Here is a 13,711-nt window from a genome sequence, read left to right as displayed (position 1 = left end):
GAGGCTAAACTAATTTGAAAAGAGGATGATCGCGATGTTAGTAACCACAACTGAACATATTCCAGGCCAAACTTAGACGATTATTGGGGAAGTCTTTGGGGTGACCACGCAATCTAAAAACGTTTTTCGTGATATTGGGGCTTCGTTAAAAAATGTTGTTGGTGGTGAAGTTAAAGACTATACGAAGATGTTAAATGAAGCACGCCAAGCGTCAATTGAACGGCTTAAAGCTAATGCGACGGCGATGGGTGCCGATGCAGTGGTGATGATGCGGTTTGACTCTGGCTCAATTGGGACGGATATTCAGTCAGTTGCGGCTTATGGGACTGCGGTTAAGTTTGATTAGGTTCAGCTAAAATTGACCAAGTTACAAGTTGTTTTGGAAAAATTGGAAACTCTTTCATTTACTGGTATGATGGAGTTAAAGAAAATTGGAGATGTTGTCTTTTATGTTTAATGATCATCGTTGGGGGTTTGACTGGACCGAGTTTATGACCGGGATCGTCTTTTTGATTGCGGCTTACTTTGTTGCCAAAAAACCCCAAGCAGCGTTATTAAGTTTGGTTTTCCTATTCGCGATTGTGGCGATTATTAGTGGGATTACTACCATTGGCGGGTATACCAAGTTACAGCGCGAAACGGGATTACGCGCCAACTTCGCATTAGTTTTTGCGATTATTGATATTTTAGTGGGCTTGTTGTTTTTGTTCCACGCGCCAACGGGTATCGTCGTTTTAGGTTATATCTTTGCCTTTTGGTTCCTGATTGACTCCATTGAACGTTTAGTGGTAGCGTCACACTTGCGGACCTTTGGGATGGGTTATTTCATTTTGTCGGTCATCTTAGATGTGATTAGTTTGATTTTAGCGATCATGTTGCTCTTCAACCCATTAGTGGCGGCGTTCTCATTCAATGTGTTAGTCAGCTTCTACTTTGCCGTTTTCGGGATCAACGCGATCTTGATTGCCTTTGCTCGGCGTGATTAAGGTTGCTTAGTTAAGTTAATGAGTTAACAATGGACTAGAACTGATGGGTTTTAGTCCATTTTTAGTGGTTTGCGGCGGCGGAATAAGTCGCAAACTAGAAAAGACACACCCGGTATGCTATACTTACCAACAATATGTTCAAAAGGAGCAACGAAAACTATGGCAGAATCATTGCAATTGGTCATTATTTCAGGCATGAGCGGGGCTGGTAAGACGGTCGCTGTTCAAAGCTTTGAGGACCTTGGTTATTTTTGTATCGATAATATGCCCCCGGCTTTGTTGCCAAAATTCTCCGAATTAGTTGAAGAATCCGGTAAAATCGAAAAAGTGGCGTTAGTGATCGATTTGCGGTCACGGGCGTTTTACGATGAGATTATCGATATGTTAGCTAACTTGGACAATACAGATTTCGTATCCGTAAAGATTATCTTTTTAGATGCTTCGAATGAAGAATTAGTCTCGCGGTATAAAGAGACTCGGCGCGCCCATCCATTAGCGATGGAAGGGCGGATTATGGACGGGGTCCGCAAAGAACGCGATTTGTTAGCCCCATTAAAAGACCGCGCCTCTTACGTCATTGATACGACGACGTTAACGCCGCGTGAATTACGTGAATCAATTTTTGATAAATTTGAAACTAGCGCTGATGAAACGTTCCATATTGAAATGCTGTCATTCGGTTTTAAATACGGGTTGCCAATCGATGCTGATATCGTGATGGATGTCCGGTTCTTACCAAATCCTTACTATATCCCCGAGCTAAAACACCAAACGGGACTGGATAAACCGGTCTATGATTATGTGATGTCGCAACCCGCAACGGAAAAGTTCTATCAACAATTCTTAGGGATGCTTCAAAGTATCATGCCCGGCTATGAAGAAGAAGGCAAGACCAGTTTGACGATTGCGATTGGGTGTACCGGTGGCCAACACCGCTCAGTTGCGTTGACTAAACGGATTGGTGAAGCTTTAGCTAAAGACTATAAAGTCCATATCAGTCACCGTGATGTGGAAAAACGGAAGGAAACAGTTAATCGCTCATGAGAAAATATACGTTTAAGACCCAACGGCCTAAAATCGTAGTGATTGGCGGGGGGACTGGTTTACCAGTCGTCCTCAATGGCTTGCGTAAGCAAGACGTTGATATTACTGCGGTGGTAACGGTGGCCGATGATGGGGGTTCTTCAGGTATTATTCGTAATTATGTGAATGTGGTGCCACCTGGTGATATTCGAAATGTTATGGTGGCGTTATCGAATTTACCGCATATTTACAAAGACATTTTCCAATACCGCTTTCAGGGCGACGACCAATTCTTTGCCGGACATGCGATTGGTAATTTAATTATTGCGGCATTGACGGAGATGAAGTCAGGGGTTTTTGATGCGGTCCAAGAATTGTCGAAGATGATGGACGTTGACGGGCATGTCTATCCGGCAGCTAATGAAGCGTTAACGTTGCATGGTAAGTTTAAGGATGGCTCCGAGTTAGTCGGAGAAGCGGAGATTACTGCGGCCCATAAATCGCTCGATCGTGTTTGGGTGACGGATAAAAATGGTCAGCGTCCAGCGGCGGTTCAGCCAGTCATTGATGCTATCATGGCGGCTGATCAGATTGTTTTAGGACCAGGGAGCTTGTTTACCAGTATCTTGCCAAACTTGACGATTGATAATATCGGACGCGCCGTGTGCGAATCGGATGCAGAAGTGGTTTATATCTGCAATATCATGACGCAAAAAGGAGAGACCGATAACTTTTCGGATGCCGATCATGTGCGGGTCTTAAACCGCCATTTAGGCGAGAACTTTATCAATACCGTGTTAGTTAATACAGAAAAAGTACCGGATAATTATATGGATTTCCATAAATTTAATGAAGTCTCACGGCAAGTCAGTCATGACTTCCGGGGATTACGGGATCAAGGCTGCAAGGTCATTTCGTCAAACTTTTTGAAGTTACGGGACAATGGTGCCTTTCATAATGGTGACCAAGTCGTTGCGGAATTGATGAATCTTGTTGGCCATTCCGATATTTTACGTTAGGAGGAACACCCATGTCATACGCCAGTGAAGTAAAAAAAGAACTAACCAACCTCGCTGTCCATCGCGAGAATGCTAAAGCTGAATTAATGGCTTTGATTCGAATGAACGGGACGATTAGTCTAGCTAATCATCACTTCATCTTGAATATTCAGACCGAAAATCCAGCTATCGCGCGGCGTATCTATCGGTTATTAAAACAATTTTATGACGTGACCAGTGAGCTAATTGTGCGTCGTAAAATGAAATTAAATAAAAATAACCTGTACATCGTGCGCCTCAAGACTGGGACTGAAATGGTCTTAGCTGATCTAGGCATTTTAAAGGATTTTCAAATTATCGAAGTGGCGCCGACCGAAGTCTTAACGGACGATGCAGCCGTACGTTCTTATTTACGAGGCGCCTTTTTAGCTGGCGGTTCGGTGAATAATCCGGAAACATCCCGTTATCATTTGGAGATCTATTCACTATATGAAGAACATAACAAGATGATTTCTGAAATGATGAATCAGTATGGCTTAAATTCACGCACCACCGATCGAAGGGGCGGCTTTATCACGTATATTAAGGAAGCTGAAAAGATTGCGGACTTTTTGTCGTTGATTGGTGCCACAACAGGGATGCTGAAGTTTGAGGATGTCCGCATTATGCGGGACATGCGCAACTCGGTCAATCGATTAGTGAACTGTGAAAATGCCAATATGGACAAGGTCGCTAATGCGTCTAGTCGGCAGATTGAGAATATCTTGTTGATTGATGCGACGGTTGGGTTAAAGCAATTGCCACCGAAATTACAAGAAGTGGCCGTGACACGACTGGAACATCGGGAAGTTAGCTTGAAAGAGCTCGGAACTTTAGTCCCTGGTGGCCCGATTTCTAAATCAGGTATTAATCATCGGTTACGCAAGATTAATCAATTCGCTGAGGGCTTACAACAGCGTAAAGATGCTTAATGCCGTTAAAGATGGATTTGAATTCAAAAAACGAGCCTGAGATTTCTTATCTCAGGCTCGTTTTTTGTCGACTACAGTTGTTCAACTGACCAAGCTTAATGGGCTAAGTCGTAACTAACTGCCAACCGTTGTAAGAGTTCCGTATCGCTGACTTGATCATCCAGAATGATGCTGAACCAATGCTTTTTATTCATATGGTAGCCAGGAAAGTAGCATTGATTATCGACTAAAGTTGCTAGCTGTTCTGGTTTCAAGCGTAGGTCAATTACAGTGACCAGGTCATCACTGGCTAGGCCTAGCTTTCGTTTGGAAACTTGTAGCAGCACCGCGTACCATTTCTGAGTATCCGTCCGGCGCCAAACCGCATTGTTAGGAAACTTTTGCCAGAGAAGCTCTAGATCGTTGTGATATTGGGCAGCCACGGCTTGAATTAAATGGCGGGCTTGTGCCGATTGAAACGGATCGGCACTAAAGGCTTGCTGGATGACGGTTTTTAGGGCAGCGGTATAGGCTTCACGGACGCGGGCGACAAATTCGCCGCTATTTTGTGGTTGTAGATGCAATGTATACGGTAATTGTGTTTCGTTGTCGATTAGAGTAGTGGTGACTTGATTAGGCAACGTTACAGTAAGTGTTAATTGAAAGGCACCTGCTAATAAGGGCTGTTGCCGGACATAATGATCGGTCTGTTGTTGAAACCCAATGGCTTGCAGTTTTTCGGCATTGCCGCGTTGGTGTTTAAAAAGTTGTTGACTGATGGGATCCATATTGTCGCCTCCAAAGTTATCTTTTCTAATCCAACTAGCACTAAACATCTCTTAGTGTAATTAAGTCCGCTAGTGAATGCAATTCGGCTGTTAGTTTGATCGACTTAAAATTGATTAATAAAAATCATTAACAGAAAGTAATTGATTATCACAGCGGGAATTCATGAGTTTATTAGTAAAATTGAACGCAATTATTTTGTTCTTCCTATAAAATTGTTACTTGAAAACGGATTTACAAAATTTTGAAAAGAGTAGTGGGGAAATAGTATGGCTGAGAAAAGTAATAAAATCACCTTAACGGCTTTAGTAATGATGATTTTTACCACCGTGTTTGGGTTTGCAAACGGAACGGTGGCCTTTTTCCTAATGGGGTATGCCTCCATTTGGTTTTATCTAGCAGCGGCGGTTTTGTTCTTTATTCCATTTGCCTTAATGTTGGCGGAATATGGGGCGGCCATTAAGTCGGATAGCAGTGGGATGTACAAGTGGTTGGAAGTGAGTGTGAACGCGCGGTTTGCCTTTATTGGGACCTTCATGTGGTTTGCATCGTATATCATTTGGATGGTGTCGACTTCGGCTAAAGTTTGGATTCCATTTACGACTACCTTTTTTGGGAGTGACCAGACACAGAATTTTAGTTTCTTAGGGTTGAATGCCACGCAAACAATTGGTCTATTATCCTGTTTTTGGATGATTTTAGTCACGTTTATCTCAATCAAAGGGGTCAAAGGCATTGTACGGATCACCAATCTAGGTGGGATTGCAGTCACGAGTTTAAATGCGATTTTGCTGGTGGTTTCTGGAGTCATTTTGGCGTTGAACCATGGTCACTTTGCGCAACCGTTAACTGATCTGTTAGATTCGCCCAACCCTAGTTATCAACATCCAGTTGGTCTGATGAGCTTTGCGGTGTTTGCCATCTTTGCTTATGGTGGTTTGGAAGTCCTTGGCGGGATGGTCGATAAGACGAAGAATCCAGAAAAGACGTTCCCCCGCGGAATCATTATTGCGGCCGTGATCATTACATTAGGCTATGCCCTCGGAATCTTTTGCTGGGGCATGAGTACGAACTGGCAGGCAGTCCTGGCTAATCCGTCAACCAACATGGGGAATATTAGTTATGTCATGATGCGTAACTTGGGCTATGTTCTTGGGAATGCACTGGGATTGAGTACAGCAACGAGCAATCTGATTGGGTTGTGGTTTGCCCGGTATACCGGTCTCGGAATGTTTTTAGCTTATAGTGGGGCGTTCTTTACCTTAACCTATTCACCACTAAAAACGTTGATTTTAGGTACGCCCAAGTCATTGTGGCCTAAGAAATTCACTCGGTTAAACAAACAGCAAATGCCAAGTTATGCAATGATTGTGCAATGTGCGATTGTCATTGTGATTATCTTAATGGCGTCCTTTGCTACGAGTGATGCATCGGCGTTTTATAATGTGCTGACCTTAATGTCAAATGTGTCGATGACGTTGCCATATTTGTTCTTGCTCTATGCATTTCCAAAGTTCAAGCATAATCACGATATTATCAAACCGTTTGAAGTTTATAAGTCGCCACGGTGGACGACGATTATTAGTTGGGTCGTCTTCATGGTGGTCTTAGGTGCGAACATTTTCACGTTACTACAACCAATCTTGGTTGATGGTAAAGTGCAAAATACCATTTGGATGTTGGCGGGACCAATCTTATTTGGTGCTGCTGGGGCCATCTGGTATCAGGTTCGGGCTAAACACGTTTAAAAAACTGCTTGACAAAAGTAAGTGCCACTATCTATACTGAACCTATCTTATGAAATCGGAGTGACGTAATCATGACTAATAATTCTACGCAAATGATGATGTGCTGTCCATGTTGTGAATCTAACAACATGGCTATTTGCGTTGAATTACAAGCGTCACTAGTGCATCCAATCTAACGGTATTGAGCTCAAAAACGTTATTATTGGAAACGCCTGCTTGGAATCTGACGAGATTCTAGGCAGGCGTTTTTTGTTTCCAGATTTCTGGGGATTAACTTAAAAAATAAAGGTAAAAGGGGCGAGAGTTTTGAAGAAAAGATCAGTGTTAGCAGTTATTTTTAGTTTAGTATTAGTAACGGTGTTGGCCGCTTGTGGTCAGCAGAGCGGGGCTAAGCATAGTAGCGGTAAGTATGCGAACAACCAAGTCTTGAACTTGTCGTACCCCACGACGTTAGATTCTATCGATATTTCCAATATGTCCGGTTATGGCAGTACTGGTAACGTCTTCGAAAGTTTGTATCGGTTAGGTAAGAATGGCAGTGTTACCCCTGGCTTAGCTAGCAAAACGACAGTATCCAAAGATGGCAAGACGTATACGTTTACGATTCGCAATGCCAAGTGGAGCGATGGTTCTGCAATTACGGCGCAAGACTTTGTCTACTCTTGGAAACGGACAGTGACGCCCGCAACCAAGTCACAATATGCCTATTTATTCTCCGGTGTTAAAAATGCCGATGCGATTGTTGCTGGTAAGCAAGCACCTAGTACATTGGGTGTTAAGGCCCAGGGCAAGCATACGTTTATTGTGACGTTATCAAAACCAATAACGTATTTCAAAAAGTTAATGACGTACCCTTTATTCGGACCAATCAGCGAAACGGCCGTTAAGAAGTGGGGCAGCAAGTATGCGACTAAAGCGCAATATATGTTATATAGCGGGCCGTTCAAATTAACTGGTTGGACTGGGACGAATAACAGTTGGTCATTTGTTAAAAATAACCAATATTGGGATAAAAAAGCGGTCCATCTGAGCAAGATTAACTACAGTGTGAATGCCAGCACCACGACCACGTTGAACTTGTTCCAAGAAGGCAAGCTCGATTTAACTCAGTTAGCTAGTGAACAGGTTAAAAATATGAAGTCGAATAAAGATTATACAACGTATCCATATTCCATCACTGCGTTCTTAGTCTATAACTTTAAAGATAGTCACAAGACCGTTCGCAAGGCGTTGAATAATCAGAAGATTCGTCAAGCTATCTCATTATCAATCAATCGCCAATCATTAGTTAAAAATGTTATTGGTGATGCGTCAACAACGGCTAAAACCTTTGTACCACAAGAATTAGCCACTGATCCGAAGAATGGTAAAGACTTTGCTGCCGAATCGACAGTGAAGAATTCAACGTCATATCAGCCAGCTTTAGCTAAAAAGTTGTGGCGTGAAGGTCTTAAAGAAGTCGGTCTTAAAAAATTAACAGTGCGGTTATTGACGTCTAATGACGAACCTAATAAGCCTATTTCACAATACTTTAAAGGACAATTGGAAAAGAATCTGAGTGGCTTGACGATTGATTTAGCCAATATTCCAGCTAAAGTTGCGTCAACACGAGCCCAACAAGGTAACTTTGACCTTTACTTGAGCGGTTGGGGCGCCGACTTTAACGATCCAATTTCACATTTGGCAATCATGACGGCTGGCAGTGGGTACAATTATGGGAAATATAATAGTAGTCAATATAATACGTTGGTGAAAAAAGCGCAGAATCAAGATGCCAATAATCCTCAGGCACGTTGGCAAGATATGCTGCAAGCGGAACGGGTGATTATGCAAGACCAAGGTATTACGCCGCTATATCAAACGGTATACTCGTTCTTGCAAAATCCCAAGGCCAAGGGGATTATTCATAATACCGCTGGGACTCAATGGAATTACAAGTATGCGTACATGGCCAAGTAGGGGGACTAACTTGGTTAATTATTTGAAGCATGCTGATGGCTTAGCAACTTAATGGCGTTCGCTTAGGGCTAGTTGGTATAAATTACCACTCTGGTTGGCCCAGAATTGGCTGGAACGTGGTGGCCACGTTTTCGAGCCAGAGAGCGGTCTCGAAAGCCGGGCTCTAAGTCGGAAAATCACCGACTAAGATAAACGACACCACTGAGCCAATTCTGGGCCGCCCGACGTTAACTAACGAGAATTAAAAAATTAACGCTTGATTATTTTAGGAACCAACCGGCAGGCGGCAATTTCAACTAGCACCAAGCTTAATGAAGTAAAAAAGACATCCAAGTCAAGCGCAATATGCTGCGTTTGACTTGGATGTCTTTTGGGATTCATAACAAATGGGCAAATAAAAAACTGAGCTAGCCGCAGCTAACTCAGTTCCAAACAGCGCTTATTTTAAGCTATTGTTTTCCATGATATCATCGATCAAACCGTAATCTTTGGCTTCTTGCGCCGTTAAGTAGTTATCACGTTCCGTATCGTGGTTTAATTTTTCAACTGATTGACCTGCATTGTTAGCTAAGATTTCATTGATCTTCTTACGAGTCTTCAAGATTTCTTCAGCAACAATTTCGATTTCAGTTTGTTGACCTTGAGCACCACCAGATGGTTGGTGAATCAAGATTTCAGAGTTAGGTAAAGCAAACCGCTTGCCCTTAGTCCCGGATGATGCCAAGACACTGGCCATAGAAGCTGCCATCCCCATAACAATCGTTTGAACATCGGATTTGATGAAGTTCATCGTGTCATAGATAGCTAAGCCGGCGGTAACGACCCCACCTGGTGAGTTGATATAGAGATAGATGTCCTTGTCAGAATCTTGGGCATCCAAGAAAAGTAACTGGGCAATAATGGCGTTGGCCATATTGTCTTCAATGGGACCTGATAACATGATGATGCGGTCCTTTAAAAGTCGTGAATAAATGTCATAAGCACGTTCGCCACGTGATGACTGTTCGATAACTGTCGGAACTGGATACATAACTTGTTAGCCTCCTAAAGTTTCAAAAGATGATTAGCTACTTGCTAATATAAATGTAGTTTACCGCTAAGGTCAGTAAAGGTCAAAAGAAAAACCTCAAAAACAAAATTCCGTTTTCAAAGTTAACGTGGTATACTTAGGTTTCTATCATATACGGCTTGAGATTGGGTGATCCCAATCTCTTTTTCTTGTCTTCATTTACCACGTGTACAACTGAGTTTTAGCGGTTTGACGGTGTATGTTAGAATGAAAGCGGTATGAGTTTGATGGCGCACTTAAATGAGCGTACAAAAAAAGCTGAGATAATTATCTCAGCTAACTGATGCGCCCGGAGGGAATCGAACCCCCATTTCAAGAACCGGAATCTTACGTGCGATCCATTACACTACGGGCGCCTAAACAACATATTATAGTTTAGCGGATTATGGATAAAAACACAAGGGGTATTTGTAAATATTATTTGGGAGGGATTATTTATGGCAATCGGACCCGGTTTTCGCCAACAACAACGGCAGACCCAAAAGCTCGCAATGACTCAGCGCCTGCAACAGTCAATTCAAATGTTGCAGTTCAATGTTGAGGAACTACGCGACTTCTTGACCCAAAAGGCCTTAGAAAATCCATTGATTGATGTGGACACAAATTGGAATTCGAACCATGCAAGTCTGAGTGCGGCGAAAAATGTCAGTGCACATGCAGACTTTATCGAACGAGTCTCAACGACGAATCAACATTCATTATTTGAATATTTATTAGATCAGATTCATTTAACTATGCGCGATACAAAATTGCGAAAAATTGTCTTACATCTAATTGAGTACGTGGATGTTAACGGCTATTTAAAAGTGAATGAGCAGCAAGTGATGACAGAGATGAGGGCAACCCCTATTGAGTTATTAGATGCGATTACCTTATTACAGCAACTTGATCCACCAGGTGTCGGGGCACGTAACTTGCAAGAAACGTTAATGCTTCAAACTGAAAGCGATGATACGGCGCCTAATTTAGCTTACATTATTTTAGAAGAGAACTTTGATAACTTGGTTAATCGGCAGTGGGAGCGGTTGGCGAAGCAGTATCAAGTCACTTTAGCGGATATCTCGAGTGTTTATGATTATGTTCGAACTTTGAGCCCGACTCCTGGGGCAGCGATTGGGCAAGAAACGACCGGTTATATCTTTCCAGACTTAGTCGTGACCAATCAGCAGGGGCAGTTGGCGCTGAAGACGGCATCCATGGCTCAACCAGTCGTTAAGTTCCAATCCCATTATTATCAACAAATGAGTCGGCATACGGATCAGGAACTTACCGAGTATTTAAAAGAGAAAAAATCGGAATATGATTGGATTGCCAGCAGTTTGCAACAACGTGAAGCCACAATTTTCCGGGTTGGCTCCGTGATCATTGAACGACAAGCGGCGTTTTTCTTGCAAACGACGACGGAATTAAGTCCCTTACTATTAAGAGATGTTGCTCAGCAACTTCAAGTTCATGAGTCAACAATTAGCCGCAGTATTAATGGCAAGTATATTCAAACTGATTTCGGCATGTTTGAACTTAAACGTTTCTTTACCAAGGCGGTCAGCAAACGTCCCACAGATGGAAAAATGGTCTCCGCTGACAACGTTCAGCACCGAATTATTGACTTGATTAATAGCGAAAATAAAGAAAAACCGCTTTCAGACCAAAAAATTGTTCAGATTCTTAAGTCTGAAAAAGTCGAACTATCACGTCGGACGGTTGCTAAATATCGTGAGAATCTTAACATTCCGTCATCTTCTAAACGAAAACAGTATTTAAAAACCGAATAATAACAAAACTAATAGTTTATACCAGTCGGTTATAAGCTGTTACGTGTTATGATTTGCAACCACTCCATGAACCTGCTATAATTCATGTTGTGGTTAAGAGAGGTATGCAACAGAGATTTCGTAGTAAATTATCGTTGTGTGCTTTGTTTTTTGAAGTCTTTGGGTCGTTATTCGACATAGCTGGACTGAATCCGTCCCACTAGAGAGCAGGTTGGATGCCATGCATTCGGATATTCAATGGATTGAGGCAATTGCCCCAGACATGGTTGAGTTACTAAGTCATCGTTACTTGGTATTACGCACCATTAATTGGATGGCCCCAGTTGGACGACGGTTATTAGCTCAAACCTTAGATGTGAGCGAGCGAACCTTACGAACCGAAACGGATACGTTGCGGAAGTTAGATTTGATTGTGACTAATAAGGCGGGCATGCAGTTGACACAGCAAGGCAAAGATGTTTTGCTAGGACTGAGTCAATTCATGGATGAGTTGATGGGTATCCGTCAAAAGGAACGCCAGTTGGCCCAACGATTTAACATTAAACGTTGTATCATCGTTTCCGGTGATTCTGATCGCCAGTTAAAGGTGATTGGGTCAATGGGCGAAGAAGTCAACCAACTCTTACAGCAATTATTGCCAGAAGGTGATAGTATTATTGCGGTAATGGGGGGCCACACCATGGAACATGTGGCAAATAACTTAACTAACAAACTTGCTAGTAAACGTCAGTTGTTATTTGTTCCAGCACGCGGCGGTGTTGGCGAATCGGTTGCGATTCAAGCCAACACGATTGCGTCGCAAATGGCACAGCACACCGGTGGTAAATTCCGGTCGTTGTTCGTGCCCGAACAGGTCAGTGAACGAACGTATGAACCACTCCTTAAGGAACCAAGTATCCAAGAGGTGTTGGGGATTATTCGTCAAGCTAACGTGGTGATCCACAGCGTGGGCGATGCCGTTTCGATGGCACATCGCCGGAACATGTCTGAGGATCAGATCAAAGTTTTACAGCAGCGACATGCGGTTGGCGAAGCTTTTGGTTATTTCTTTGATAGTGACGGCAACGTTGTCTATCGGATTCCACGTATTGGTTTGCAGATCGGAGAACTGGCCAATATGGAGATTATACTCGCAGTTGCGGGTGGGGCTTCCAAAGCCACCGCGATTGAGGCGTATATGAAGATCGCACCCAAGCGGACGTGTTTAATCACGGACGAAGGTGCTGCTAACTTGATTTTAAAAAAGTAGTCTTCAGCTGTGAAGTCACTTTTTAAAATAAAAAATATTTTTATTTCCACAAGGAGGAAATTCTAGTATGTCTGTAAAAATTGGTATTAATGGTTTCGGACGTATCGGTCGTTTAGCATTCCGTCGTATCTTAGAACTTGGTGCAAAGTCAAGTGATATCGAAGTTGTTGCTATTAACGATTTAACTTCACCTGCATTGTTGGCTCATCTTTTGAAGTATGACTCAACTCATGGTACTTTGGACGCTGAAGTTTCAGCTACTGACGATTCAATCGTTGTTAACGGTAAGAAGTACCGTGTATATGCTGAACCTAAAGCTCAAAACATTCCTTGGGTTAAGAACGATGGTGTTGACTTCGTTCTCGAATGTACTGGTTTCTACACATCAAAAGAAAAGTCACAAGCCCATTTGGACGCCGGCGCAAAACGTGTATTGATTTCTGCACCAGCTGGTTCAGACTTGAAGACCATCGTTTACAATGTTAACGATGACATCTTAACTGCTGATGACCGTATCGTTTCAGCTGGTTCATGTACTACTAACTGCCTTGCACCACTTGCATTCTTTGAAAACAAAGAATTCGGCCTCAAGGTTGGTACTATGACCACTATCCATGCTTACACTTCAACTCAAATGTTGTTAGACGGCCCTGTACGTGGCGGTAACTTCCGTGGCGCACGTGCTGCCGGTGTAAACACTATTCCTCATTCAACTGGTGCTGCTAAAGCTCTTGGCTTAGTTATCCCAGAATTACAAGGTAAGTTACAAGGCCATGCACAACGTGTTGGTGTTGTTGACGGTTCATTAACTGAATTAGTTGCTATCTTAGACAAGAAAGTTACTGCTGACGAAGTTAACGCTGCTATCAAGAAGCATACTGAAGGTAACGAATCATTCGGTTACAATGCAGACGAAATTGTTTCATCTGATGTTATCGGTACTACTTTCGGTTCAATCTTCGATCCTACTCAAACAGAAGTTACTTCTGATGGTGAAAACCAATTAGTTAAGACTGTTGCTTGGTACGATAACGAATACGGCTTCACTTGCCAAATGGTACGTACTTTATTGAAGTTCGCTACTCTCTAATATAAATTAGTTTGTTAGAACTTTAAAACCGCATACGGTTTAAACGGCGGGGGGAGGCAAACTCTCCTTGCCGTTTTTTTA

The 13,711-nt window shown here is 42.7% G+C and carries 12 protein-coding genes and 1 tRNA gene; 10 read left to right on the top strand and 3 right to left on the bottom strand.

Annotation, left to right across the window (positions count from 1 at the left end):
- Positions 1-79 precede the first annotated feature (79 nt).
- The 5 genes from FFM77_RS05260 to whiA all read left to right on the top strand — a co-directional run bounded on the left by FFM77_RS05260 (position 80) and on the right by whiA (position 3,978).
- Positions 80-346 (top strand): heavy metal-binding domain-containing protein, encoded by a 267-nt coding sequence (locus FFM77_RS05260; RefSeq protein WP_223876786.1) that lies wholly within the window; start codon positions 80-82, stop codon positions 344-346.
- A gap of 103 nt (positions 347-449) precedes the next feature.
- Positions 450-986 (top strand): HdeD family acid-resistance protein, encoded by a 537-nt coding sequence (locus FFM77_RS05255; protein WP_137634710.1) that lies wholly within the window; start codon positions 450-452, stop codon positions 984-986.
- A gap of 159 nt (positions 987-1,145) precedes the next feature.
- Entirely contained in the window at positions 1,146-2,030 is an 885-nt protein-coding gene (gene rapZ / locus FFM77_RS05250) for an RNase adapter RapZ (RefSeq protein WP_137634709.1), read from the top strand.
- A complete protein-coding gene (locus FFM77_RS05245; protein ID WP_137634708.1) occupies positions 2,027-3,028 on the top strand; it encodes a gluconeogenesis factor YvcK family protein in 1,002 nt (333 codons plus the stop codon). The genes rapZ and FFM77_RS05245 overlap by 4 nt, the downstream gene beginning before the upstream one ends.
- A gap of 11 nt (positions 3,029-3,039) precedes the next feature.
- Complete coding sequence (gene whiA, locus FFM77_RS05240) at positions 3,040-3,978, top strand: DNA-binding protein WhiA (protein ID WP_137634707.1); 939 nt, start codon at positions 3,040-3,042, stop codon at positions 3,976-3,978.
- 95 nt (positions 3,979-4,073) lie between these two features.
- Here the strand turns inward: whiA and FFM77_RS05235 are convergent, their stop codons facing one another.
- Positions 4,074-4,745 carry an MmcQ/YjbR family DNA-binding protein gene (locus FFM77_RS05235; protein ID WP_171001564.1) on the bottom strand — a complete coding sequence of 224 codons (672 nt, stop codon included), beginning with the start codon at positions 4,743-4,745 and terminating at the stop codon, positions 4,074-4,076.
- Positions 4,746-5,012: 267 nt separating this feature from the next.
- Here FFM77_RS05235 and yjeM point away from each other — a divergent pair, with 267 nt between their 5' ends.
- Complete coding sequence (gene yjeM / locus FFM77_RS05230) at positions 5,013-6,491, top strand: glutamate/gamma-aminobutyrate family transporter YjeM (RefSeq protein WP_137634705.1); 1,479 nt, start codon at positions 5,013-5,015, stop codon at positions 6,489-6,491.
- Between the two features lie 306 nt (positions 6,492-6,797).
- On the top strand, positions 6,798-8,450 hold the full coding sequence (locus tag FFM77_RS05225; protein ID WP_137634704.1) for a peptide ABC transporter substrate-binding protein: 1,653 nt from the start codon (positions 6,798-6,800) through the stop codon (positions 8,448-8,450).
- Positions 8,451-8,889: 439 nt separating this feature from the next.
- Here FFM77_RS05225 and clpP read toward each other — a convergent pair whose 3' ends face one another.
- Together clpP and FFM77_RS05215 are read right to left on the bottom strand one after the other, a co-directional pair.
- Positions 8,890-9,480: an ATP-dependent Clp endopeptidase proteolytic subunit ClpP gene (clpP, locus tag FFM77_RS05220; protein ID WP_137634703.1), complete on the bottom strand. Its 591-nt coding sequence runs from the start codon at positions 9,478-9,480 to the stop codon at positions 8,890-8,892.
- Positions 9,481-9,803: 323 nt separating this feature from the next.
- Positions 9,804-9,875, bottom strand: a tRNA-Arg gene (locus FFM77_RS05215).
- A gap of 81 nt (positions 9,876-9,956) precedes the next feature.
- Between FFM77_RS05215 and rpoN the strand changes: the two genes are divergently transcribed.
- From rpoN to gap, 3 genes are all read left to right on the top strand, one after another.
- Positions 9,957-11,291, top strand: coding sequence for an RNA polymerase factor sigma-54 (rpoN, locus tag FFM77_RS05210; protein ID WP_137634702.1), 1,335 nt, complete (start codon positions 9,957-9,959; stop codon positions 11,289-11,291).
- 220 nt (positions 11,292-11,511) lie between these two features.
- Complete coding sequence (locus FFM77_RS05205; protein ID WP_137634701.1) at positions 11,512-12,540, top strand: sugar-binding transcriptional regulator; 1,029 nt, start codon at positions 11,512-11,514, stop codon at positions 12,538-12,540.
- Between the two features lie 67 nt (positions 12,541-12,607).
- Positions 12,608-13,630 carry a type I glyceraldehyde-3-phosphate dehydrogenase gene (gap, locus tag FFM77_RS05200; protein WP_137634700.1) on the top strand — a complete coding sequence of 341 codons (1,023 nt, stop codon included), beginning with the start codon at positions 12,608-12,610 and terminating at the stop codon, positions 13,628-13,630.
- Positions 13,631-13,711 lie beyond the last annotated feature (81 nt).

Source organism: Lactiplantibacillus songbeiensis, from assembly GCF_005405125.1.
Lineage (GTDB): Bacteria > Bacillota > Bacilli > Lactobacillales > Lactobacillaceae > Lactiplantibacillus > Lactiplantibacillus songbeiensis.
Note: the sequence above shows the minus strand (reverse complement) of the source record. Positions and strands in the feature narration are given on the sequence as shown.